The 26,803-nt window shown below is 51.7% G+C and carries 15 protein-coding genes; 11 read left to right on the top strand and 4 right to left on the bottom strand.

The window, feature by feature from the left end:
• Window positions 1-408: 408 nt before the first annotated feature.
• Window positions 409-6,276, bottom strand: a complete 5,868-nt coding sequence (locus tag BN348_RS13175; RefSeq protein ID WP_052446802.1) for a chitobiase/beta-hexosaminidase C-terminal domain-containing protein — start codon at window positions 6,274-6,276, stop codon at window positions 409-411.
• Between the two features lie 1,010 nt (window positions 6,277-7,286).
• On the opposite strand from BN348_RS13175, the gene BN348_RS07630 reads away from it, so the two are divergent.
• Window positions 7,287-8,615 carry a hypothetical protein gene (locus BN348_RS07630; protein WP_040197243.1) on the top strand — a complete coding sequence of 443 codons (1,329 nt, stop codon included), beginning with the start codon at window positions 7,287-7,289 and terminating at the stop codon, window positions 8,613-8,615.
• 22 nt (window positions 8,616-8,637) lie between these two features.
• Window positions 8,638-9,453, top strand: a complete 816-nt coding sequence (locus tag BN348_RS07625; protein WP_156136453.1) for a hypothetical protein — start codon at window positions 8,638-8,640, stop codon at window positions 9,451-9,453.
• An 811-nt stretch (window positions 9,454-10,264) separates the two neighbouring features.
• On the opposite strand, the gene BN348_RS07620 is transcribed toward BN348_RS07625, so the two are convergent.
• Window positions 10,265-12,697 (bottom strand): transglycosylase domain-containing protein, encoded by a 2,433-nt coding sequence (locus tag BN348_RS07620; RefSeq protein WP_052446801.1) that lies wholly within the window; start codon window positions 12,695-12,697, stop codon window positions 10,265-10,267.
• Between the two features lie 209 nt (window positions 12,698-12,906).
• On the opposite strand from BN348_RS07620, the gene BN348_RS07615 reads away from it, so the two are divergent.
• The 3 genes from BN348_RS07615 to BN348_RS07605 all read left to right on the top strand — a co-directional run bounded on the left by BN348_RS07615 (window position 12,907) and on the right by BN348_RS07605 (window position 16,054).
• Entirely contained in the window at window positions 12,907-13,212 is a 306-nt protein-coding gene (locus BN348_RS07615) for a BofC C-terminal domain-containing protein (protein ID WP_197068308.1), read from the top strand.
• 236 nt (window positions 13,213-13,448) lie between these two features.
• Window positions 13,449-14,843, top strand: a complete 1,395-nt coding sequence (locus tag BN348_RS07610; RefSeq protein ID WP_197068307.1) for an alanine/glycine:cation symporter family protein — start codon at window positions 13,449-13,451, stop codon at window positions 14,841-14,843.
• A 188-nt stretch (window positions 14,844-15,031) separates the two neighbouring features.
• On the top strand, window positions 15,032-16,054 hold the full coding sequence (locus BN348_RS07605) for a hypothetical protein (protein ID WP_156136452.1): 1,023 nt from the start codon (window positions 15,032-15,034) through the stop codon (window positions 16,052-16,054).
• A gap of 47 nt (window positions 16,055-16,101) precedes the next feature.
• Here the strand turns inward: BN348_RS07605 and BN348_RS07600 are convergent, their stop codons facing one another.
• Window positions 16,102-18,333: a glycoside hydrolase domain-containing protein gene (locus BN348_RS07600; protein WP_197068306.1), complete on the bottom strand. Its 2,232-nt coding sequence runs from the start codon at window positions 18,331-18,333 to the stop codon at window positions 16,102-16,104.
• A 329-nt stretch (window positions 18,334-18,662) separates the two neighbouring features.
• Window positions 18,663-19,979 (bottom strand): S41 family peptidase, encoded by a 1,317-nt coding sequence (locus BN348_RS07595; protein WP_040197239.1) that lies wholly within the window; start codon window positions 19,977-19,979, stop codon window positions 18,663-18,665.
• Between the two features lie 257 nt (window positions 19,980-20,236).
• On the opposite strand from BN348_RS07595, the gene BN348_RS07590 reads away from it, so the two are divergent.
• From BN348_RS07590 to BN348_RS07565, 6 genes are all read left to right on the top strand, one after another.
• Window positions 20,237-21,031, top strand: coding sequence for a ZIP family metal transporter (locus BN348_RS07590; RefSeq protein WP_040197238.1), 795 nt, complete (start codon window positions 20,237-20,239; stop codon window positions 21,029-21,031).
• Between the two features lie 174 nt (window positions 21,032-21,205).
• A complete protein-coding gene (locus tag BN348_RS07585) occupies window positions 21,206-23,497 on the top strand; it encodes a YceG family protein (protein WP_197068305.1) in 2,292 nt (763 codons plus the stop codon).
• Window positions 23,498-24,622: a toxic anion resistance protein gene (locus BN348_RS07580; RefSeq protein WP_040197236.1), complete on the top strand. Its 1,125-nt coding sequence runs from the start codon at window positions 23,498-23,500 to the stop codon at window positions 24,620-24,622. It begins immediately after the preceding gene.
• 26 nt (window positions 24,623-24,648) lie between these two features.
• Window positions 24,649-25,227, top strand: a complete 579-nt coding sequence (locus BN348_RS07575) for a TerD family protein (protein WP_040197235.1) — start codon at window positions 24,649-24,651, stop codon at window positions 25,225-25,227.
• Window positions 25,228-25,544: 317 nt separating this feature from the next.
• A complete protein-coding gene (locus BN348_RS07570) occupies window positions 25,545-26,153 on the top strand; it encodes a TerD family protein (RefSeq protein ID WP_040197234.1) in 609 nt (202 codons plus the stop codon).
• Between the two features lie 55 nt (window positions 26,154-26,208).
• Window positions 26,209-26,781: a TerD family protein gene (locus BN348_RS07565; RefSeq protein WP_040197233.1), complete on the top strand. Its 573-nt coding sequence runs from the start codon at window positions 26,209-26,211 to the stop codon at window positions 26,779-26,781.
• Window positions 26,782-26,803 lie beyond the last annotated feature (22 nt).

Raw genomic sequence — 26,803 nt, 5'->3', positions numbered from 1 at the left:
AGAGGATATGATGTAAAGTTTCATGACATTCTGTGCGGTTCGATGTTGGCTTATGAGCGGTATGTGCCATTTCAGAAGTTTCATAGATTCTGTTATCACACCGCATAATTGGGATCTTCCTAGAAGTAATGATACCATAAGGACTATGATTTTACCATGGGAATATTTGTACACCAATATTGGATAGAACATAGTACCATCATTTTGTATATAGGCGATCGCTTCATCCTCTTTTGAGATCAGCAGAGGAAATGATAAAGTCTTTTCGCTTCTTTAGCCCATAAAGCAGTCTGAATGAACCCATAAAAAAGGTCCCGGCCGAAGAAAAACTGCGGCCGGGACCTTTCTATAAGCTTTTATGGATGCTGCCGAACAGAAAGCGGGATTGACCATCCAAGGTCAAATCCATTAATCTCCGTTCAGGATCATCAGTTTGATGTGAAGCAGGTCAAGGACATTGATTCTGCCGTTGCCGTCCACATCCGCGCTGTATTTTTGGAGCGGTGTCAATTCCTGTTTGCCAAGGATATGGGCCTTGACGCCGATCAGTGCCGCAAGGTTCGGGTCTCCTGCGCCCAGATCGCCTTTGACGGAAAGCGCATATTCAGCCATTGTCTGGCCGCCCGAAACGAGCAGGAGCTTCGTGGCGCTCGTGACGTGCGCGTCGGCAGCGAGCTCGTTTCCTTCGGCGTCGGCCAGCTTGAGCGATACATTGCTGCTGAGCTGTGCGAGCACATCCGCAGCCGATGTTCTCAGGTCAATGCCGGAGATGATGCCCTCATCCTCATGGATGGACAGGGTTTCAGAGGACAATGTGGCTTTCACCGGGCTCCATTTGAACCAGTTGACATTCATGCCGCTCTGGGACATCTCGATGCGCATGGTGTGCGCGCCTTCGGTCAGCTTCGCGGTGAAGGTGTCTGAGGTAACCCAGTTCTGCCAGCCGCCGGTGGAATCCAGCGGTCCGTAGGAATGGATGTTCTCACCGTCGATCAGGACGCGGAATCCGGCGCCTGTCTGATTGACCGATACCCTCGGCGTGAAGGTGAACCAGCCGTCCTCCAGAACCTCCAGATTGTATTCCAGCCAGGTTCCGCCGTCGGTGTAGATCGGGTTCCTTCCGCCGTCCTCATCCTGGCACGGTTCGGAACCGATACCGTCGCTGGTCTTCTGATGGTCGGTCGCCTTGATCTTGACCTCCTGGTCGTTTGTGAGGATGAAGGCCTTCGCGGTCAGCCTGCCGTTGTCAAACGCCTTGATGGCGTCTTTCAGGTCGTACATGGCGAGCTCGACGTCCATGATGGTCGCTTCGCTGTTGTCCAGAACGGCCTGTGCTGCTTTGATGGCCTGATCGAATGCCTTTGCCGTAGACGGTGCGTAGTTGCCGACAGAACCGTCAACGACCGCGCTGCCGAGCTTCTGGTTCGCCGAATCGATCAGCTGTCCGAGAGAAGCGAAGTCCGGCGCATCCGGCAGCTTGCGGAAGTTCACCTTGACCTCGGTGTCCGCCATGATGCGTTTCAGAACCAGCACGTTGTTTCGCAGCGTGTAGTCGGTCTGCGGCGTGATCTCGACGGAATCGGCGATGTAGCCGTCGTTCGGGATCGCGTTAATCGTGGCGTCCTTGCCCATCTCAACCTTCTGGAACGACTGGTCGACCGTTCCGTTGCCGTCGGTCGTGACCGTGACATTCTTGTTGCTGGTTTCCAGCGTGAAGTAGTTGACGTTGATGTTGCTCTTGATGAAGACGACCTTCAAGGTGTGAAGACCCTCTTCGAGATTGACCTTCAGCGGGTCGCTGGTCTGCCAGTTCTGCCAGCCTCCGGTCTTTGCTTCCTGTACGATGGTGCCCTGCAGCTCGCCGTCGATGTAGACCTCAAAGCCGCAGCCGTCCTCGTTGGTCGAGATGCGTCCGCACAGGCTGTATACATCCGCGTCCGCGACGTCGATGACATACGAGAGGTAGGTGCCTTTATAGGTTCCCGTGGTGTTTCTGCCGCCGTCACTGTCGTTGCAGTTCTCGGAGCCGATGACCTTGCTCGCGTCGGCATGCTCGATGGCCTTGATCTTGTTGATGCTTTCACGGGTGACGACATGGGTGATCTGCGTGACGACCTGCGCTTCGAAGTTGTTCATCGCCTGTTTGAGCGAGAGGATCGCCTGCTCGATATCCATGACCGAAGCGTCCGCGTCGCCCGCGGCAGCTTTTGCCGCATCGACCGCCGCCGTCAGCTCCTGTATCGAGGAAGGCAGGTAGTTGCCCGGATTGCCGCCGACCGTAACGCTCTGCATCCGGTTCTCCGCGGATGTGATCAGCGCGTTCAGCGCGTCAAAATCCGGATTCTCCGCGATTTGGCGGAAGGATACCTGTACGTTGGTATAGTTTTCAACCGCTTTGACGGTCAGTTCACTGCCGTTCAGAATGTATTCTCTGTTCGGCTCGATGGAAACGCTGTCCACCACATAACCGCTCTCCGGTGTGACGGTGATGACCGCGTCGTTTCCGACCGTAACCTGCTGGGAAGCCGGTGTGACGGCGCCGTTTGCCGAAGCGGACGCGTTCACGTTGGTGACAGAGGTTTCCTTGGAGGTGGTCATCCACTTGGTTTCCGGAACCTCATACTGGTATTTCTGCGGCTGGCCAACTATGCCGGAGAAAGCGCGGGTGCGGGACATCATGCTGAAGATGTTGGCGACATTCCGCTGCAGCATGGCTTTGGTGGTCGGCTTGGTATAGTTCGGGTCGTTCTTGTCAACGCCATCCGGATTGCGGACGGCATCGCCGACGACCTGCATGCTGCCGGACGGCATGACCATATCGTTGCCCGCGTACATCATCATGCCCTGGTTGGCATAGCAGCCCCAGTCGGTCATGATGATTCCCTCGAAGCCCCATTCGCCGCGCGGAATCGCGGTGCAGAGTTCGAAGTTGGTCGCGGTGGCGATGCGGTTGACGTCGCAGTAGGTGGTCATCAGCGCCCATGGCTGGGAGGTTTCGACCACGATTTCAAAGGCTTTCAGATAGACCTCGCGCATGGCGCGTTCGGATACAATGGCGTTTGCGCACTGCTTGCGGTGGGTTTCCTGGTCGTTGCCGACATAGTGCTTGATGACGCAGCCGACATTGTGCTTCTGTACATTCTGGATGACAGAGGAAGCCAGGATACCGGTCAGCAGGTAGTCCTCCGAATAATATTCCGGATTACGGCCGGAGCGCGGGTCGCGCAGGATGTTGATGCCAGGAGCCAGCCAGAAGTCGATGTTGTCCTCGACCATTTCCTTGCCGATGGCGTTGCCCTGTTCGGCGAACAGGCTGACATCCCATGCACAGGCAAGCAGCGAAGGCGCCGCCCATTTTGTAAAGTTGCTGACCTTGACGCCGAGCGGTCCGTCCGCATAGCGTACGTTCGGGCTTCTGAAACGGGTCGAGTAGCCGGAGTTGCAGACCACTTCGCTCAGCTCGGTGACGGTCATCTGCGCGACGACCTGCTCTACGGTTGCGTTGCCGTAGTAGACGTCCTCCAGCGTCAGCAGCTTATCCACGATGTTGTAGACAAAGACAGCCGTTTCGCTTGTGCCGGACTGCGGGTCGCTTGCAATCGCCTTGATGATGGTTTTGCCGGTCGTGTCAAACGCAATCGGCTCATCATATTTCTGGGACTGGGTGGTCGGGTCCTGCGGTTCGCTTCCATTCCTGGAGATGGTGTAGTAGATATCCAGTCCTTCGTCCGCGCTCAGCGTCATGCTGCCGCCCTTTTCATAGGTACCGAGCGTCTCCAGGCCCGCGGTCGGCGCACCGACGTCGGCGACGCGGATTTCGGCGGCGTCACTGGTCAGATATCCGGAACCGACCGCAATCGCCTTGACGGTTGTGCCCTTCGCGGCGCTGAACGGCGCGGCGTACAGCGTGCTGTTCATGGTCGGTTCTGAGCCGTCGGTCGTGTAGAAGACGCTCATACCGGCCTGTGCGTTCAGCTTGATGCGCTGGTTGTTTTCGCCGTCCTTGCCCAAGAAGACGACCTGCGGTTGCGGCGCCTTTTCCGTGACCGCGCCGGTGTCGATGACGTAGTCGGCGGTCATGACCTTGCTGTCCGCCCTTCCGCTCTTGATGGCGTACGCCTTGATGGTCATATCGGAGCTGACCTCAATCGGTTCGGTGTAGAGCGCGCTCTGCGCGTTCGGCTCAGAGCCGTCGGTTGTGTAGCGGATGGCGTATGCGTCCGTTTCGTCCCGGTTGTATAAGGAGACCAAAAGCGGCTTACCGTAGGTGCCGGAAGGAATCGAGCTTTTCACAACGCCTGCGAAGTACTCTGAACGGAGATTCAGCCAGTTCAGGTTGACGTTGTCGTTGTTGATCACAAGCTCCAGAGCGGTCACGCCGCTCAGATCGACGCCGGAAACCGTCGCGGTCGCCCACTGGTCCAGCTCGTTCAGGTTAAAGGTGCACAGCGTGTTGTCATTCTGGTCGCGCAGTGTCACCGAGGATGCGGATTCCACCCTGTAGCGCAGGGAAAGCTCGTGTTCATAATCATAGGCGCGGTCGATGTCGAACGGCATCTTCGTGCCGGCCTTCTGTACCGTGACGCTCTTGTAGCCGTCAGCATCGCCGGACGGATCGTTCACGACGAAGCCAGCGAAATTGACACCCAGATCCGCACAGTAGACCTTGCCCGGAACCTCAAACAGGTCCTTTGCGTCATTGGCGGCGGATGTGCCGTATATGTACAGCTGCTGCTGTACGGCATCCTGAAACTGCGCTTCGATGCTTCCTTCAAGCTCTTCCGGTTCGTCGGTGATGGTGTTTGCCTTGTTTTCCGTGACGAAATCGGCGGCTTTGAGCGCAATTCTGTCTGCGGCCGCGATTTCTTCCGCTTCGCCTTCATAGGAGTACGGTGTGGCGCCTTCCTTGCTCAGACATTCCAGCGGGATGGCTTCGGTCATCTGGTTGGAGAGCTGCTCGGTGACCGCGGTGCCGTCCAGCGTCAGAACCGCGCCGACATGGGTCGAACGGGAGGAATCGCCGGCGCGCACAACATATTCGCCCGGCTCCAGGATGTACTGCGCGAGCGCCTCGTCATAGGAAGCCATGTCCTTCGTGCGGTAGGAGATAGTCACCGTCTGCTTCTGATGCGGCTGCAGAAGATCGGTCTTCGCGAAGCCCGCCAGCTGCTGGTACGCTTTCTCCAGCTTGCCGTCCGGCGCGCTGTAGTAAACCTGTACGACCTCTTTGCCCGCGACCGAACCGGTGTTCTCAACCGTCGCCTTCACCGTAACCGTTTCGCTGTCCGCGGTGACGGAATCGATCTGGGTGTCAAAGGTCGTGTAGGACAGGCCGAATCCGAAATGGAACTTCGGTGTGACATTGAAGGTATCGTAGTAGTGGTATCCGCCGTAGATATCTTCCTCATACTCCACCTCCGGGCCGTGCAGGCCTTCCGGGTAGTTGGTCATCTCATAGTTCATATGCGTCGGGGTGTCGGTGTATTTGGCGGCCCAGGTCTGGGTCAGGCGGCCCGACGGGTTGACCTCGCCGCTCATGACGTCGGCGATGGCGTTCGCGCCCTGATCGCCGACGATACCGACCCACAGGATGGAATCGATCTTGTCGCTGTCCCAGGTCATGTCGATCGGGGACGCGGTGTTCAGCACCACGGTCACCTTGTCGAAATACTTGGTGACCAGGTCGATCATCAGCTGTTCCTCGGCGCGCAGCTGGTACTCGTCCTCCAGCTTCCAGTCATAACCCTCGCCGTTGGTGCGTCCGATGAAGATGACCGCTTTGTCGTTGCGCTGTGCGGCAGCGGAAACGACCTCATCGTTCAGCGTCATTTCCGCGATCGAACGCTCGGAAAGGATTTCATTGTCGATATAGGTCATGCCGAAGTTCGGCGGATTGGTCCTTGCAAATTCACGGTACATGCTTTCCAGTTCGGCGTCGACGGTTGTCTTGCCCTTCAGTGCGTCCAAGGTGTTGACAAATCCAATGCCGATGCCCTCGGTGCTGCCCGATCCAAAAACGGTCTTAAACGTGTTGACCTGTGTCGAGCCGAAAACGGCGACCTTGTCCTCCTTAGCCAGCGGAAGAACCTGTTCGTTGTTCCGGAGCAGTACGAGGCTTTCCGACGTAAAACGGCGCGAAACCTCGCGGTTGATGTCGAACGTGTCTCCTCCCACAGCCAGAACAGAAGCTGGGAAAGATGCAAAGCTTGTAACCGTCATGGCGGCAGCCATGATGAATGAAACTGCTTTTTTCAGTAAACCATGTTTGTTGGACATATTTACATGATCCTCCTTTTTTCTCTTGAACATCTGTAACGATAGATAGCCTGGTGTGCGGAATCCCTGCCTTCTCCTTTCCAAGTGTATTTTCCCAATCGTGTTGTAAAATTTTATGATAACGGTTTCGGTTACTGCCGCAAAGCTGTCTTTTTCTATGCCTGCGGAAGTTTGGTAATTGTTCAAAATCCGTTTTCCTGATTGACGTGTACTATTATATCATAAAAAAATCAACAAGTATAGATCGTAATTTGTTCTTTTTTTTGTATCTTTCTTTTTACAGCAAATGATACTTGATGTAAATATCAATGATTTGCTCATAAAAAGAGAACGCCTTTATAGGTTCAAGGCATGTTCTGAGCGGTTCCTGAACAGTAAACAGATAAAATGCCGCGGCGCAGAAATGATCATCCGGTTTTCAGGCAGGCATAGGAGGAGCCCGGCCTGCGCCAGACTTTCTGCTTGTCAAAAAGAAGTATTGCGCGCGGCATGTATGCTGTATCCAAAAGATTTTGGACAGTGTCTGTGCTTCGCGGTATCTCACCGGCGGTCAGATTTTGTTTACCGGACGGCGGTCATGTCTTTACAGCCCAAAGGGGTATTCTTAAAGGTTTTGCTGGAAATTTCAATTTTGCGTCCTGATGAATGGAGACTCATCAAGTACAGTTGTCTCGGAAACGGCATGACTTTAAAACCGCTTGTTAAGGTATAAAAAAACAGAATTTCACCCCGGTTAAGAACAGGTGCGGAGGAGCTGTTTTCCAATAAAGTGCCGTTGGACTGTTTTCTTTCGACAATATGCAACATGATTATATCAATATTGTTTATGACTGTGAAAAAAGTTTGAACGAATCCATTGAAAGACCTGATGTTTTCGTATATAATACTGTATATGGACAAATTTACGCTCAATGGATAAAATCCATGATCAGGAATGCCGGGACGCCGGCGTTTTTCCGGAGCCATATTTTTCAGCAGGCTTCAGAAAGTCCGAAAGGAGAAGAACGCTTTTGAGCAGAAAGAATAATAAACGGATACTGACAGCCGCTTTGATTTCAGCAATCTGCGCGGTTCTCGCGCTGGCCGGTGCCTGCGTGCTGCCGTCTGTTTTGCAGCGGCAGACAGAAAAGCTGCTTGCAGATATCGAAGCGGTGGATGCTTTTGTGGGGGAACCCTGGGATAAACCGTTTGTCAATCAAGCGGCGGTCGACGCGTTTGAACGGGATCATACCGCGGCGCAGGATGAGGATACGCTCTATACATACCGGTCGCCGGAAGGCATCGCCTTTATCAGCAAGGCGGAAGCCTGGGATGAAAAGAATCTGGAAGCGCTGTACCATGAGCTGCTGCAGAACAGGCACGGCGAAGAGTTCATGACCCTGTCCCAGGTCATCGTTTATCCCCAGCGGGATGAATTCGCCGCTGCGACGCATCAGAATACCTATCAGACCCATCGGTACGCTCTGGACTTTCCGGCCTTGCCAAAGGATTTTCATGTCGAAGTGAACCGCACAGCGGGCGTCATATCGCTGTACGATGGGGACAGATGCACCACGGTCAAATCGATGGCAAGCAACCTGAGCCACGAATACGGGCATCACTTCACCTTTTACCACATGTTCCCGGCTGCTTTTACCGATGAGGAGTTTCAGGCAACGAAGTATGCAAAGCTGCGCGGTTTGGATCCTGACAAAGTGCAGTTCAATACATCGGATTCCCAGTATTATGTAGACAATCACCATTGGTATCTGGTGGAAATCGCGGCGGAGGACTATGTGACGCTGATGGGATCGCCCAATTCCCGCGATGTTGGGAACCATCCCGATGTGCGCGACCAGCTCAACGGCGCTTCACCCGAACAGTACATAAAGCGAAACAGCCGGGTGCAGGAGAATCTCATGATTCCCATGGCGTCGGATGTGGATGGCCTGAGCGATTACTTTTACAGCTTTGTGGATGACGAACCGCCTCAATTCCCAAAGTGGCAGGATATTCAGATCGATATACAGAGACGTTCGGCAAGCTATGACCTGGAGAGCGGATATACCACCTTCGTGTATTATGAGCTGACCTGGAACAAGGCCTACGGAGACGATGCGACCTACACGCTGGTCACCTATCAGGAGGATGATTACAGCAACACGCTGCACCCTGTCAGAACTGTCCTGCCGGGCACGAGTGCCGTCGCGTATGTCGGATGTGTCTCAAGCCAGAGCGGCATGTATGTTTCCAGCATGGATGACAATCTTGCAAACGGGACACGGACCTTTGTCGTGACGGCGATTCTGCCGGATGGGACGATGCAGGCATCCGATCCGATGACCTACACCTTTGATTGATGAACGATGAATGGAGAACAGGATGAAAAAATACCGATTGATGTTATTGGCCGGTATGCTCTGTCTGCTGTTTACCGGCTGCATGAAGACGCAGATTGACTGTGGTATCGATGAAGCATACAACGCCTACATAAAGATTGACATGGAAGCGGATCTGGAAGATACCGACGTCACGACCGCCGACGCTGTCCGCGCCAGCCTGCAGAGCCTGGTCGACTATTACCGGGATACGCTTGGATATGAGACACAGGCAGATTTGGACAGCAAAAAGAAGACAGCTGTCATCCATATGGAGATGATACGCGGCACACAGAGCTATCCCGAAGCCTTCGAGCAGCTGAAAGCGATGCTGACCGATGAAAAGCTGACTCCGTTTACCAGCGTCAGCATGACGCATACCGATGGAACATTTGAGCAGGGCTTTGCGATGCAGGCCAAACTGAACGCCGACCGGCTTCTTCAGACAGCGGACATAGAAGGATTTCCCAAAGTATTGAAGGAGTTTTTCCAGCAGGGGATGAAGGCAAGCAAAGCGTCCCTGCGAGTGACGCTGCCCGCCTCGGAGGTTGTGGAAGCATCCGGCAGCGTCGAGACACAAAATGCCTTTGCCAGCGCTGTGACAGATATCCGTTTGGATAAGGAGACGGATTTCACGCTGGTCACCCGGGCGAATCTTGCGGACGGCAAGGTGCTTCCCATAGCCGCGAGGGATACGGTTGACCAGATAAACCTCAGGAATACCATTATCATCTGGGTCCTTTGGATTGCGGCGGGAATTTTTGCGTTGTGCGCTGTAATAGCTGCAATTTTGCTTCTGCGCAAACGCAGAAGAGGATAAAAAGCGATATGGCATTTCTTTTGATTATTCCTTGTAAACAAAAATTAGGCGGAAAATGCTTGGTTTAATACGCATATGCCATATAAAAACAGCAGCTTATAAAGCTGCTGTTTTTATATGGCAATGCGGCACAATAGAAGTTGATTTCGTAAAATTTCCAGCTGCAACAGCGCGTTCAAGCTGTTGATGGTACTCGAAATGTGTAACGGGACATAACCTCTATCAGAAAGTTTGAATTTCTACACCAACAAAACTGCCGGTTTTACTGGTGATTTTTGAAATTTAAAAGTTAAACAGGGATATGAAATCGGCGAACCTCTTAAAAGATATTGAAAATATGCCTGTTTCATCATACACGGCTGCTAAAACAGTGATGTATGATATCCGTTCATACTCCAGCGAACCATTGTGATTGTCATTTGCTTCACTCCATGCCGGAAGCTTTGGCTGACAGGGTGTCTCCACCGGCACAGCCGGATTCATTCTCACTAAAGCTACAATCAAAACTACCAGTTGAACTAGTGGTATGTACCAGCCCTAGAAGGGCATCATACCGGCTGGCTTCTTCAGAGGCACTGAGTCACCGTCATTTGCATCACACGCACTGCAACTGCTAAAGCTGTTATATCTCTATAGCTTTTCACTATGATTGAGATGATTGTTGTCATTCTCTTCGCTCTATCCTAGAAAACTAAAGCTTTTCATTCTCACCGGCATAGCCGGTGGTTTTGTTACGCTAAAGCCATAATAAAAAGCCAGCGTCTGGCAGGACGCTGGCTTTTTTATATGAAATTGTCGTATTATCCGCAGATCAATGTTCGTTTGGCGGCTTGGGCTGCTGTGATGAGCTTTCCGAAGAAGAAGTTTCATCCGATGAGGTGTCGGAACTGGTCTCAGAGGATGAAGATTCCTCGCTGGATGTGCTATCTGAAGGTTCCGGAGGTTCCGGTCTGGACGGGTCCAAATTGCTGGTGGTTCCCGAACTGCTGGACTCGCTTGTGCTTTGAGAACCCTTTCCGGAATGTATTTTACATTCTTCATCGGGCATATAACTGTAGCGGTAATATCCGGTTCGTACATCCGGACAGCTTTCTGTAGCCAGCTGGCCGCTTTCCTGACAATACTGCCGGACAGCGACTGAACCGAATTCTTCAAAATTCTTGTATTCATACCCCTCCAGAATCCTGGACATGACGTTGTACCAGATGATTGGTGTAGGATATGTGTTATAATAGATTTGTTCTGGATTATCATAGCCAAGCCAGACAGCGCCGACATAATAAGGCGTCAATCCGACAAACCAAAGGTCTTTGTCGTCGGTGGTGGAACCGGTCTTGCCGGCGGTCGGCATATTGAGTCTGCTCGCGTATCCTCCGGTTCCTTCCGGGCCATTTGTGACCCTCTGCAGCAATTTGTTCATAATCGTTGCGGTGTCTTCGGACAGTACGCGGGTTGGCTCGGTGTTCGGTTCCAAAAGGGTGTCGCCGTCGTTGTTGAGCACCTTGGTGTAGGAATAGCTCGGTGTGAAGTTGCCGCCGTTTAAGAATATCTGATAGGCGGTTGTCAGCTCCAGAACGGTCAGTCCTTCAGTCAGTCCGCCCAATGCCATACCCGAAAGGGTTTTGTCGGTATAGGCGGAGCCGTCTATAACTTTGTTGTCAATCAGCGACTTGATGTTGAGTTTGTCATGCAGGAAGTCGAAGCAAACACTGGGATCAAGCTGCTGAGCCAGTTTGACGGGGATGGTATTGTTTGAGATTTCAAGTGCGCGCTGAGCGGTGATCGGCCCATAGTATTTACCATAGTAGTTGACCGGCCAAGGCTGGCCGTTCATCATGATCGGATTGTCATCCAATAAGGAAGAATAATGGATCAGATTCTTTTCAATGGCAAGGTCATAGATTGCAATCGGCTTGATGGCCGATCCGGGCTGTCTGACCGACTGGGATGCGCGGTTCAGCACCCTTGCGCCTTCCTTCTCACCCCGGCCGCCGACAATCGCAACCAGCTTGCCGTTCGGATCACAGATAGCCATGGCCGCCTGCGGCTGGACATCGTTGCGCATTTCGGGGAAGGTATCTTCATCCATAAAGCATTCTTCCAAAATGCCCTGAACGCGGGTGTCCATCGTCATATAAATCTTCAGTCCGCCGCCGTACACCTGGTTGGTCGCATAGCTTTCACTGTAGCCAAGCTCTTCTTCAAGGTCATTGATGACCTCGTTGATGACATGGTCAACAAAGTAGTTTTGTGTGGTGCTCAGCTGTTGCTGCGCCCCTTTTTTGTTGAAGACCATTTCTTCGGCAAGTGCATCCTTGTACTCCTGATCGTCTAAAAAGTTCAGCTCATGCATTTTATCCAGAATGTATTCCTGACGTTCCCGGTTATTCTCCGGATTCTCAAACGGATTGTAGTACGTAGGCGCCTGCGTGATGGCGATGATAGCGGCGCTTTCCGCGGCCGTCAGATCGCTTGCATCTTTATTGAAATACAGGTTTGCCGCGGCCTGAATGCCGTTTGTCTGGTTGGCGAAAAAGATCGTGTTGAGATAGGCTTCCATGATCTGGTCTTTGGAATAGCGTTTTTCCAGATCCAGCGCACGGAAGATCTCCCGGATCTTTCGGTCAGGCCTCGTTGCGTCGTCTCCGGTGATGTTCTTGATCAGCTGCTGTGTAATGGTTGAACCGCCCTGCTGGGTTTCATAGATCGGGAAGATCAGGTTCACAGAGGCGGCGAGCGTCCGTTTCCAGTCGACGCCGTGATGCTGTTCAAAGCGCTCATCCTCAGCCGCGATAACCGCTTTCTGCGTGATTTCCGGTATTTTGTCAATATCCACCCAAATGCGGTTTTCAGAGCTGTAGAGCCGCTTGTATTCCTGCGGTTCCCCGGTTTCAGCGTTATTTACGTAAAGAATGGTTGTATAGTTAAGCTTGAGCTTTCCCAAATCGATTTGCTCGTCTGATTTAATAAAGTTGACCAAATAAATGGAACAGACCGATATGACAATACAGCCGGTGATGATACCGATCAGAAAACAGACCAGAATCCCTTTACCGATGTTGGAGAAAACTTTCTTAGCAGTGCTTTTTTTAGCAGGTTTCACAGGGAGCGGATCCTCCTCGGGGCCGCCGGAACCACCATCCGGACCGCCATAATTGATGTCGTCAAAGCCACCGTCAGACCCACCCGAAAATCCGCCGTAGTCGGAATAATCGGAATCCCTGTAGGTTGTCTTTTTCCGCACTAAAAATTCGCCTCCTTTTCAAGATTCATTATATTATAGCACAGTTTGTACCAAAAGTATTGGCTTTTTTTTAAATATAATTTATTTTCACGTTGGGAGCACAGTATATCTCCTGACAGATTGGGGCAATATAAGGTAAGAGGGGATATATTCCACCTACGTTATCTATACCTTGAAAAACGGGGGAATTTTACATGAGAAGCAATACCATGAAATTTACGATTTGCGGAGTGCTGCTTGCCGTCATGCTGCTCTCTGTTACATTCATTATAGGACTAAATTTCGCAAATCATGCAGACAGCCAGAATATCAATGAAATTTCCGGTGTGGAATATGTTTTGAAGGATTACGATGGCCGGCTCGCCGTGTTCAAATCCAACCAGCAGAAACCGGAAATTGTATTCAATGTCTATACCTCCAACCTGCCGCAGTACGACCAGGATTCCCTCCAGAAGGGCGTGGCGGCCAAGGATATCCAGGAGCTCAACCGCCTGATTGAGGATTACATCAGCTGACGGACGATCGTCGTTCTGATATGAAAAAATGGATAAATCTCGTTTGTCCCGCATAGTATGAAGGGATGGACGAGATTTATCCATTTTTTTGTGAATTATATAGAAGAAATATGCGCGTTTTTGTGTTTTTTTATTGCTTTTTTTGGAGGAATTTATTATAATTGATAAAGGCTGCACATCATGTGCAAAACGGTGTATATCTATCAGTCAATAAGAGATGAAAGGATTTAGGGAACATGAATCAAGTCGTGAATCAAATTGTGGAGATGATAACAAAGGCGAACGGTGTGCTCAATGATTTTATCTGGGGTCCGTTTATGCTGGTGCTGCTGGTAGGCACAGGCGTCTATCTGACCTTCCGCACGGGCTTCTTCCAGATCAGCAAATTTGGAACGGTTATGAAAAATACCATTGGAACGCTTTTCTCACGAAAGAAAAAAGACAAGTCCGATCAAAACCTGACACCGTTCCAGGCGGTTTCCACCGCGCTTGCGGGAACCATCGGCGTCGGAAATATCGCGGGTATCGCAACCGCCATCGTCATGGGCGGACCGGGTGCGATCTTCTGGATGTGGATCAGCGCATTCTTCGGCATGATGACCAAGTACGCTGAGGTGGTGCTTTCCATCAAATTCCGCGAAACCAATGAGAAGGGCCAGCATATCGGCGGTCCGATGTATTACATAGAAAAAGGCCTGCATATGAAATGGCTGGCCTGCATCTTTGCTGTTCTGTGCACGCTTGCTTCGTTCGGTATCGGCAACATGACCCAGTCGAACACCATTGCGGATGCCGTGCAGTCCAACTTCCAGATTCCCCCCTATATCACCGGCGTGGTGATCGCGGTGATCGCAGGCCTGGTCATCATCGGCGGCATCAAGAGAATCGGAAAGGTGACCTCTGCCATTGTGCCGTTTATGGCGATTTTCTATCTGATCGGATGTATCATTGTGCTCGTCACCAACATCGGCAATATTCCCAGCGCATTCGGCATGATCTTTGAAGGTGCGTTTGACTTTTCGGCACTCGCAGGCGGTGTCGGCGGTTACGTGATTATGAACGCCATGCGGTACGGCATTGCGCGCGGCGTCTTTTCGAATGAAGCCGGTCTTGGCTCCGCGCCGATCGCACATGCGGCCTCCAACACCAGGGAGCCGGTCAAACAGGGCATGTGGGGCGTTTTCGAGGTGTTTATCGATACCATCGTCACCTGTACCTTTACAGCGCTGGTCATTCTGACTTCCGGCCTTTGGGACGGCGGCAAGGACGGCGCCGCGCTGACCACGGCGGCATTTACACAGCATCTCGGAAGTTTCGGCGGCATGATTGTCACCATAGCCATCATCTTCTTCGCGCTGTCCACCATTTTGGGCTGGTCCTATTATGGGGAGCGCAGTCTCGGCTATCTGAGCAAGGATAATCAGGTTGTACTGTTCATCTACCGTGTCATCTTTATCTTCTTTATCGTTGTGGGTTCCACAATGAAATTGGATCTGGTATGGAATATTGCGGATACGCTGAACGGCATGATGGCGATCCCCAACCTGGTTGCACTGATTGGCCTGAGCGGCGTGGTGATCAAGCTGACCAAGGATTACCGCAAGCGCATGAAAGAAGAGCGTCGCAGCTGATATTGACAAAAATATGTAAAAAAGAGCACTGATCTGAAGATCAGTGCTCTTTTTTTGATAAGAAATACTGCAAGGTGAAAATAAATGAAAAATATACAGGAACATCCTTTTGGAAATATACTGTTTACATATTCATGCTAATATATACAGTATAATACAGGAAATAAATAGAAAGGAGCATGATGACCATGAAAAAAGCAATATCCTGCCTGCTGCTGTTAAGTATGCTGACCATGACCGGATGTACAGGAGATGAAGCGTCTGTCTCGCAGAATTTAGAGGACAACAAAAGCTCCACGGAATCCGTTTCTTTTGACATACCAGATATCGTGGACCCATATTATAATCCTTACAATGAAAGGACTGCAACCGATGGGGAATATCTCTATTACTGTACTTTCGATGCGATCTGTAAAATGCCGTTACAGGGAGGAGAAACAGATATCCTCTATGAATTATCGGATAAAGGGTCTTATCTATGGTCTATCGCTCTGCATGGACCCTACCTGTATTTCATTGAAGGAAAACAATTGTACAGGATTCAAAAAGATGGAAAAAATCCTACCTCTATCTCAACGGGTTTAGATGAACAAATTCTTTACAGTGTCAAATGTTTAGAGGATACCCTGTATTTAATGTGCAATGTTATTGTCCAAAATGATGTCCAACAGTATCATTATTCGGCCAATGTCAGCAAGGATGCTGACCAGTTGGATTTAAAACAGATAAGCGGATATTATTGGAACTATCCATCCTCAAGAGGGATTTTTTATGAAACCAGCGCATATACAGGCAATCCAAACATGCTGGAACTATATCAAATTGATCGGTTTACAAATGATCGGAAACTGGTTGTGGGCGCTATGAAGGCACCGCAGTATTTGATAACGGATCAATATATTTTTTATCTGGCTGAGAATGCAATTTGGAGAGTTGATCTGAATGGGAAAAATCAAAAAAATATATATACAATTGATTATAATAAAGCGGGTAATGTTAAGTTGTGCAATTATGATGATCAATCCATTTATTGCAGGGTAGGTGAAGATGTTATCTATAATATAGACCAAGAAACAGGAGAAAACATCTCATTTCGTCTTAAGTGCGGTGATACTTTAGATGTGATCAACGGGTATTTGTATGGAATGAACGAAGACAAATTTGTAAGAGTTAATAAATATGATGGGCAAGAAGAGTATGCTCCATTTTAAACTGGAAAAGGGTCAGATTAATCTGACCCTTTTCATTTTGTGCTTGGTTATAGAATAGCTCGTTCAGTGGGTGACGCACCATGTTGATAACCTATATCAATCCATGCGGGATGATCCACATAACCGCCAGTGGAAAGATATTCACGTCCTCCAGCTCCAACCCATTTTCCTAATTTTTCGTCATAGAGATATTCAACATACATAAAATTAGGATTTCCTTTTCCACAACTTGGGGCCCCATCAGTTCCCAAACGTGTTGCGGCTGGAATTGTAGCAATTTTCACACCGTTGGTATTGAGACGATCCAACTCACATCTCGTGCTGAATATAGAACATGTTTTTCCTTCAATACGCTCTGTAGATCTTGTTCCATCGTCTATGCCAGTTGAGATATAAAATAGCATTTGCTGGTCTTTCCATGGATGCATAACTCCTGTGCCGACTGCTGTTTCTATATATCCCTTCTTTACTGAATTGCTATTCTTGTCATAAAACAAAACTGAATAGAAAGTAAAGTTGCTTTTTTCATTCTCTCGACTATAAATATCATGTGGGAGTATTAATCCAACTTTCTCTCCTCCGGCTGTAATTCCACCTGTGTGATTTTGGCTAGGAATGGTTTTTTCATATACAGGAATTTCAAAATCACTTTCATTAATCAAAACATTTCCATTTGATGGCAAATCCTCCACAGATGGCGCAGGCTTATATCCCTTATTAAATTCCACCGTATTGAAGCCATGATCCCTGCCGGAGCAAATATCGTTGTCTATCTCCAGACTATTGTCCTCATGATAGAGATACAGGTTGTCGATCTGGTCAAACGCCCAGTTGTCAGGCATCGGGAAACCGAGGTTTCCGGAATAACCGGTGGACATATCGGACACGAAGCTGGTGGTAATATTGCATGCATTCGACACCCGGGAACAGACATTTCTTGTACCATAAATGCCGACCCGATAGGACTGCAGGGTTGCACAGACGGATTCAAAATACGGCAGGATATTATAGGTGATGTCATAGTCCAGCGCGTCGAAGTCCGCTGCAAAATAGATGGTTGTTCCGGACGGGACGCCGTAGTTCTTTGCGGCTTCTTCCGCCATCAACGCATCGGCAACGCCCTGGCTGCCTGTAAAATAGTCGGCGTCCATGCCGTAGGTCTGGTAAATGGGGAAGACGCTCAGTCCGCCGGCAAAGATGCGCTGCAGTTCACCGGGACGGATTACCTTAAAGTCGCCGCCGGTGAGATAACGGCCGACATACTGGTAGTTGTTTGCCTTCAGAGTGGAGAGCGCCTCATTGGTGATCTCAAAACGCGTGTCACAGGCCGTACCCTTCCGCTCAGGGTTGCCGCAGCTGATCATGACCGACATCCAGGTGTCCAGATCGGCAATGCCGGTGGCCGGAAGCGCATGATGGTTCTGGAACGCGGTGACAACATCACTCATCAGTGTACCGGTGAAAACGCCGTTTCCAAAACCATTCACATAAAGCCCGAATTTCAGAATCTTTGTAAACTGCAGAATCTGAGAATAACCGTATGATTTACCGTCATAATCGACTTCATCTCCATTATAGGGGATTGTCGGACAGTGCGTTTGGGTAGAAGGTCCAAAATTGTCGTTTGCAACATCCGTTGGAAGCCCTTCCTCTGCCTGCAGGGCATAAATCAGCGCGATGTTGGTGTTTCGGCCGTAGATGCCGTCGCACGGCATGAGTCCGATATAGTCCTCATATTTGCGGTTCATCTCCTGCTGGAATACGCGGATGTTTGAGTCGCCTCCATAGTCGGAAAGCAGCCGAAACTGATCCATTGAGAGCAGTGCGGCCATCAGGTTGGTGGTCACCGTGCCGGTAAAGTCGTTCAGGCCGGCGTCCATCTTTAACAGCTTGACGGCGTATTCGACGCTTTCATCGAATACGTCCGATACATATCCATACGGGTTTTCGGAAGCGTAGTGCCCCGGATCATATCCCTTGCACCACAGCGCGCCCTGCAGGATGGCGAACTTGTTGCTGTGCAGTCCGTCCACCCTGCGAAGCGGGTTTTTGCCGTATAATTCCCGGGAGGTTGGGCCGAAATTGTCTGCCGTTGAGAGAATTCCCAGCTCGATCTGCAGCGCCCTTGTCAGCGCGTAGATGGTCGGCCAGCCGGTCTTTCCGTTTTCCTCTACAGGGTTGTAGCGGATGTCTCCTCCATACGTGTGATTCAGCCATTTTTGTGTGGCCAATACCATAGCGTCCATTGATATCTTACCTCTTTTCTTTCGTTGTAACATAGAATTCAGCATCCAGCTGGGGAATGAGATTTGCTTCTGTTTGTTGATTGGGATGGATGAATTCTATGTAACTTTATACAGAAAAGGTTTGCCTATGGAGGAGGCGCTTGTCAAGTTTCATGGTCTATTCTATGTGCCTTCGATCTTTTTGTGACAAGTTGTTTTACAAGATAAACCGCCGTATCTGCAGATGCGGCGGTTTTGAGCAGAAAAAAAGCACCCGTCCGACGGGTGCAGAAATACAATGAATGATTTTGCACATTTTTTTATATTGATAACTTCTTCAGGACTGCCTGCGTGACGGTTCTATCCGTATTTGCCGCGCCATATTAGTCTCCGATCAATTCATATGCCTTGTCCAGCGCCTCTTCACTGGAGGTGACATAGCCCGGCAGGATGGTATCGGCGGTATTCTGCGCATCCGGACGGATGAAATACTTGTAGGTGGTGCTGAAGGTCAATTTGGAGTTCGGAAGCTGGTAGGTGAGGACATCCCCATAACAGGACGGCGCATTCCCGGCCGGTTCGCCGATGACGGTGGCAAGCTGGTTGTCATACAGCAGCGCGGCGAACATGACAGCCGAACTGAAGGTTTTGCGGGAGGTCAGCAGGTACAGCTTGCCCTGAAACGTAAGCTCCGCCGCCCGCTTGTTGGCGGTGATGCCGGGGTCCGTGCTGAAATGCAGAAAGCTGTAGCGCGTTCTGGAACCATAATCCTTGTAGGAATCAATGTCCAAATACCGAAGAAATTCGTTGGCGCATTGGGAATTTCCGCCGCCGTTTTCACGAAGGTCCAGGATGACATGGGCAATCTTCTTTTCCTTGACCTGCGTAAAAAACTCCCGCAGGGTCGATCTGTAATACTCATCATATTGGCAGGAATCGATGGTCAGCAGGGCGGTATTTGTTTGCTCGTCTATGGTGTAACGGATGGGTTCGCGCACTTCAACCGGGTCGGCAGAGGATTTGCAGAGAAAAACGGCATCCTGTACCTGTCCGCCGGTATTTTTGTACGCAACCGTGATCCTGTCCTTTTTATAATCGGCGCCCAGAACGGCCAGGAATTCCGGCAGATGCAGATGCGTTTCGAACTGTTCCGCAAGCCGGTACTTATTTTCATAGGAAAGCATCCCGGACGCTTTGTTGAACAGCGTTTCAATCGGGACGCCGTTGACGGCGGTGACCGGGTAGCTGATACCCTCGATCTCGATTTGAGCGCTGCCGTCGTCCGCCACCGTGAGGTCCATATCGGCATATTTCATATTTTCATCCGAACCGTAGCTGTACCCCAGCACGGTATGCGCGTCGTTCAGCTTGTTGGCAATCCGGTCCGCAGCGCCCCAGACGTCCAGCACCGTGATGGCCTGCATACTTTGCAGCTCGCCGATCTCCCGGTCATACTGGCTTTGCAGCGCGGACGGCAGACCGTCAATCGTTGCGTAGTGCTTCTCCGCGATGAGCTGGACCATCCGGTCCAAATCCTCTCTGGCCTGTTCGAAGGTCAGCACATCTTCAACCGGCCGCGACGGTTCGGCGCTGCGGATGGTGCCATTGTGCGGGTCCATCAGCTTATAAGCCGCGAAGACGCCGCCGGCAAGCAGAAGCAGGATCAGCAGAATGATGCCGAATACTTTTCCTTTTTTCAAAACAATCACATCCTGTCAAAATTAGAGGAACAGATATATTATAGCACATTTTCAATAAAGAAACACACCGATCGGTCTGAATAAGCTGTAATGTGCCGTTATCGATATGGGAAATGCGGCTTTTCGGCGGAGAACGGCTGGTCAGATTCCCATCGTAAGCGGCCCTGTCAAGAATAAAACTTGTTTTTGTTATTTCAAACCGCGGCTGGTTATGCTATACTTAGAGCAACATCATTTTGGAAAGACAGGTGAGAAAGATGGAGAATCCGTTGATTTTGGCATTGCTGGGTACGGGATTCACCTTTTTGGCGACGGCGCTGGGCGCGGCGGCGGTCTTTTTGGTCCGCAAGGAAGTCAACGTCAATATGCACAAAGCCTTCTTGGGGTTTGCGGCGGGCGTCATGATTGCGGCTTCGGTCTGGTCCCTGCTGATTCCGTCCATTGAGATGGCGGCGGAGCAGGGCGGCAGCGAGTGGATTCCTGCGGCTGGCGGCTTTGTGGCCGGCGGGTTGTTCTTGTTTTTGCTGGACCGTCTGCTGCCGCATCTGCACGCGGGCTTCAATGAGCCGGAAGGGATGCGCAGCTCCTTAAAACGCACCACGATGCTGGTGTTTGCCGTGACGCTGCACAACATCCCGGAAGGCATGGCGGTCGGGCTGTCCTTTGCGCTGGCATCTCAGACCGGTTCCCCGGCGGCGCTTTCGGGCGCGATGGCGCTCGCGATGGGCATGGCGCTGCAGAACATCCCGGAGGGTGCGGCCATATCACTGCCACTAAAGAAGGAAGGCCTTTCAAAACCGAAGTCGTTTATATACGGCGCACTGTCCGGCATCGTGGAACCGATTGCCGGTGTGCTCGGCGTGGTTTTGGCCTTGACGGTGGTGCACGTCATGCCGTTCCTGCTGTCCTTTGCGGCTGGCGCAATGATCTATGTCGTGGTCGAAGAACTGGTGCCGGAAGCGCACGCTGGCGAGCATCATTCGCATGCCGGCACGATTGGCGCCATGCTCGGCTTTGTGATCATGATGGTGCTGGACGTCGCGCTGGGCTGATTTTTTGCAGAACGGTATGCACAGCGGAAGAATCCGAACGGAAAAATGCAGCATGAAACCGGTTTGTGAAGGGATTCTATTGAAATCAAAGTGCGAGTATAGTATAATAAGAAAGAATCCGAACGATTTGTTAAAGGTTAAACAAACAATTTTTTGATAGAGGAGGGCTGCGGGTTGTTTCCGATATTGACGTTGGGGCACAGAGACGACTACTTTAAGGAACTGAACAGCCGCCCGCAGAAAGGCGTGTACTTCACGCGGTTTATCGGGTATGATGATGAAAGGGCGTTTGCCGCTTTTCTGGGGACTCTGCGCACAAAGGCCCGGCAGAACGGCATCTTTCTGGACCGCACCATCCCGAACCCCACAATCGAGGAAACCCAGCAGTTCTATCAGGCAGTTGGAACGAACTATCGGTATGATTTACATACGATCCAGCAGAACATCCGGCTCTGGATGGGCAGCCTGAAACCGTTTCAGGTGACTGCTGTCAGCGAAGCCGTACACCATCTGCTCGACCAGCTGAAAAAACAGAACGTCAACGACAATATCCTCAAGAACGCCTATATCAAATTCATGTGCTGGATGCACAACATCTTCGGCGCCGTGATGAAGTCGCTTGGAAACGAGCCGCCCAAGGTGCTGTACATCGGCGATATCTCGAAATATGAAGTCTATATGCTGTATATTCTGGCCTGCAGCGGCTGCGACGTCGCCTATGTGAACTTCCAGTCGGATGACAGCTATCTGAAGACCGACCGGGAATCCCGCTTTTCTAAAGCGGTCCTGGGACGCATCCGCAAGCCGATTGACCTCGCCGCTTTGCAGAAAGAGCAGGAACTCGGGCAGAAAACGCAGAATTTGCGGCAGATGATCGACGGCATGCAGAACGCCGTCAGCACAAACGACTGGCTCACCCGGCCGTTTCTGGAGGTTTTGCTGCTCTCCAACAGCGAACGCCATCGGTCCGTGAACCCGGAAATTTTCAACTTCTTCGCGGTCTATCTCGGCGTGGACGCAAACCTCGACGAGTACCGCAACCGGCTGTTTCACCTCAAGGAGGATCTGGAGCATTCCAAGAAAAACTGGCTGCTGATCGATCAGAAGCTCATGAACCCGACCTTTGAGGAAACGCAGCCCTACAAGGATATCCAGTATACGAATACCGACCGCCAGACGCTGCTCTGGGAGCTTGTGTCGCGCATCCATGTCTGCGATGACCGGATTCTGACGCTGCTGGCACAGCGGTCATTTCTGCAGATCATGGAGCAGCAGGAGGAAGGCAGCCTTGGCAGGCTGTACAACCACGGCGTCCGCCTGCTCTGCTGGCTGGGCCGTTTCCAGTCGAAGCTGTACGCCAATTACCAGTTTGAGCATCAGCCGGCAGTCGTCTATTATGGCGATATCACGGCCTATGAGCTGATGTTTCTGGAATTCCTGTCGCGGATGGGCGTCGACATCGTGTACATCAACCCGGACAAATCCTGTAAGGAGCTGTTGATGCAGCATGCCAAGTCGATCGACGCAAAGGTCGAGGAGCTTGCGGGAAGCGCGGCGGTGTTCCCGTATCCGCAGCGCGAGACGAAGGTGCGGGTCGCGACCGCCGCCTATCAGGCATCCAGGGAGCTGGATGAGATCATGTACAGCGATACCGGCATGTACCGCCGCCGGCAGTTCACCCGTGTGCGCCCGGTCACTTTGAAAACCACCTTCGACGAGATCAAGATCCTGTGGAAGCAGGAGGCGAAGTACCGGCCATCCTTCGAGACCAAGGACGGCTATGTCACGGTGCCGAACATCTTTGCGAAGATCACCGGCATTGAGGACAATAAGATCAATGCCTACTGGGACAATGTCCGCAGGCTGATCACCGACAAGACCGTTCTGGTCACGCAGATTCCGTTTATCAAGCTGGATATCGCCAACCCGATGGTCTCGAACAGTCTGCGCTTTGTCAAAAACGGGGAGGTGCAGTTTGAGACGATCAAGCGCACCAAGGGCTATCCATACGACTACCTGTCGGATGATCTGCAGGACACCATCCTGGAAAAGATGCAGGAGCTGATCGATTTAAAATGGATCAGCGACTATGACCGGGACGTAAACCCGCTGATTGCGGCGACCATCCTGTGTATGGACCGCTTTATCCTGCGCATGCTGCAGAACTTCGACTATGTCGGCCAGCTTCCGAAGTTGGTACTGGTCGATATCTATGAGTCGATGCTCAGTCTCGAGGACTGCATTTTTATCGCATTCTTAAACCTTGTCGGCTTTGACATCGTCATCTTCACGCCGACCGGGTATCGCAATATTGAGAAATACATCAGCCCGGCGGCGTTCGAACAGTACGACATCGGGCCGTATCTGTACAATCTGCAGATACCGGACCTGCGCACCTCCTCCATGCTGGATGGGGGCGTGGGATCGATCTTCAACCGTATCTTTAAAAAAGGGAGGAATTCGTAAATGGCACTCCAGTTTACGCCGTCTTCCGGCGGTTCCGGCCAGACGACCGCAGAACCGGCCGAAGTCGAAAGCTTTGACCTCGTCCAGAAAAGGGATCAGATGGCCAAGCAGCTCGAAGGTTCCAAGGAGGTGGACGCTCTTGTCAGCAAGATCACGCTCGACGACCCGAACAGCATCCTGTATTTCGGCAACGACGCCGCAACCGAGATTTCCAAGTGCTCCGACGCGGTGCTCAGTAACGTCAACATGCAGCAGCTCAGCAGCTCGTCCCAGATGCTGACCCATCTCAAGAAGATCATGGACCAGTTCGATCTCGAGGAGATTGCCGAGGAGGAGAAGACCGGCTTCTTCCAGAAGATGTTCAACTCCGCCCAGAAGAAGCTCGAACAGATTCTGGCGAAATACCACACGATGGGCGACGAGGTGGACAAGATTTACCTCCAGCTCAAGACCTATGAATCTGAGATCAACGATTCCAACAAAACGCTGGAGCAGATGTTCCAGACCAATCTGGATTACTACCAGCTGCTTGTCAAATATATCCTGGCCGGCGAACAGGGACTCAAGGAGATCGACACCTACCTTGCGGACCTGAACCAGAAATTTGAACAGACGCAGGATAACATGCTGAAGTTCGACATCAACAACCTCGAGCAGGGCAAAATGCTGCTGGAACAGCGCGTACAGGACCTGCGCATTGCGGAGAATGTCGCCATGCAGTCAATCCCGATGATCAAGGCGATGCAGTTCAGCAACATGAACCTGATCCGCAAGATCAATTCGGCGTTTATCATCACGATGCCGATCTTCAAGCAGGCGCTGACACAGGCCATCCTGCTCAAACGCCAGCGGCTCCAGACACAGGCCATGCAGGCGCTGGACGACAAGACCAACGAGATGCTGATTAAGAACGCCGAGAACACCGCGCTGCAGACCAAGCTGACCGCGCAGCTCGCATCCGGCAGCTCGGTCAAGATCGAGACGCTCGAAAAGACCTGGCGGACCATTGTCAACGGCATCGACGAAACGCAGCGTATCCAGGAAGAGGCCAGCGCAAAGCGCAAACAGGATGCCGAGCGGCTTGAGAAGATCAAAGAAGAGTATAAAGCAAAGATGAATGCGTAACGCATCGATAAAGGAGGGCTTTACAAATGCCTATCAATTTGAGCAAGGGTCAGAAAATCGATCTGACCAAGGGCCGCGCAGGCCTCGATAAAATTCTGGTCGGACTTGGCTGGGACGTCAACCGATACGACGGCGGCGGGGAATTTGACCTCGACGTGTCGGTCTTCATGACCGGCGCATCCGGCTCTGTCGAGAAGGATACGAATTTTGTATTCTACAACAACCCGCAGGACGCATCCGGCAGCGTCGTCTACATGGGCGACAACCGCACCGGCGAGGGCGAGGGCGACGACGAGCAGGTCACCATCACGCTCAGCACCGTTCCTGCCGATGTGCAGAAGATCGCCTTCACCGTGACCATCTACGATGCGGCCACCCGTTCGCAGAATTTCGGACAGGTTGAGAATTCCTACATCCGCATTGTCGATGTGAACAGCGGGGAAGAGCTGATCCGATACGATCTCAACGAGGACTATTCGGTGGAAACCGCGGTCATCGCCGGGGAGCTTTACCGCAACGGCGGCGAATGGAAGTTCGCGGCCATCGGCAGCGGATTCCAGGGCGGCCTGGAAGCGCTCTGCCGCAATTACGGCCTCAGCGTATAACAGCGCAGAATGAATTTGCTGTGCCGGATCGGATCATCAGATTTTATACGTTCATCGCTGCCAAATTTGACAGCGAGTGCGATTGATGGGGCGCCACGGTTTCAGCATATAACGGACAGAACCTGCTGACCCGAAACGGGCATCCGGTCTAACCGCACTGATCGCTGCCCATTTTGACGATGAATGTGGTTGAACGAAAGTCCTCCCGTCAGGAACTGAAATCGGCACTTGGCGGCAGAAAATCGGTATTTTGAAAATCATTCACCGGCGGATGCGGGCATCCTGCCGGGACGAACATAGGAAAGAGGGGAATGTGAATGGCAATCTCTTTACAGAAAGGCCAGAAAATCGACCTTTCCAAGGATGGCGCGCAGCTTAAAAACCTGCTGATCGGACTTGGATGGAAGGAAGCGCAGCCTGAACGGCGCGGCTTCTTCGCTTCGCTCAAGGGCAAGACCGAAATCGATATCGACGCATCGGTTCTGCTGCTGAACAAGGATGGCAAATATGATCACAAGAATAACATCGTCTATTTCGGAAACAAGCAGGACCCGTCCTGCAGCGTCGTCCACGCCGGGGACAACCTGGTCGGCGGCAAGATGACCGGTATGGACGACTCCGAGCAGATTTATGTGACGCTCGCCACCATCCCGCAGGCGGTGGAAAGGCTGGTCTTTGTCGTCAACATCTATGACTGCGTTGCGCGCAGGCAGCATTTCGGCATGGTGCAGAACGCATACATCCGCATTGTGGACCGGGATTCCGGTGAAACCATCGCGAGCTACAACCTGACCGAGAACTATGCGGGCGCAACCTCTCTGGTGGTCGGCGAGATCTACCGCCGGAACGGCGCTTGGAAGTTCAACGCCATCGGGCAGCCGTATCAGGATGCGGGACTCAACGATCTGGTTCAGCGTTACCGATAACAGGATATCCCGCTCCGGAAAGCGGGATCGATAGATAGAAGGGAGTGCATCTTACATGCCAATCAATCTGTCCAAAGGACAAAAAATCAGCCTGAGCAAGGCCGCTCCATCCCTGAAAATCGCGATGATCGGACTGGGCTGGGATGTCAAGCAGTATGACAGCGGCTATGACTTCGACCTGGATGCATCGATATTCATGGTTGGGGAGAACGGTAAATGCCAGCGGGATGAGGATTTCATCTTCTACAACAACCTGCAGGGCGAAGGCGTCACGCACTCCGGCGACAACCGGACCGGCGAGGGCGAAGGCGACGATGAGAGCGTCATGGTCGAATTCGACAAGGTGCCGCAGCGCATCCAGAAGATCGTCGTGACCGTCACCATCTTCGAAGCGCCCGAACGCGGGCAGAACTTCGGCCAGGTCAGCAATTCCTACATCCGCCTGGTAGACCAGCAGACCGGCGAAGAGCTTCTGCGGTACGATCTGGGCGAGGATTACTCGACCGAAACCGCGATTGTCTTCGCGGAAATCTACCGCTACGGCAGCGAATGGAAGTTCAGCGCGGTTGGCTCCGGCTTCAACGGCGGACTCGAAGCCCTGTGCAGGACCTACGGGCTGGATGTCTAAGGTACAGTCAAAAGAGAAGATG

The organism is Candidatus Soleaferrea massiliensis AP7 (assembly GCF_000820765.1).
Classification (GTDB): Bacteria; Bacillota; Clostridia; order Oscillospirales; family Ruminococcaceae; genus Soleaferrea; species Soleaferrea massiliensis.
This window is presented reverse-complemented; position numbering and strand designations above follow the sequence as displayed.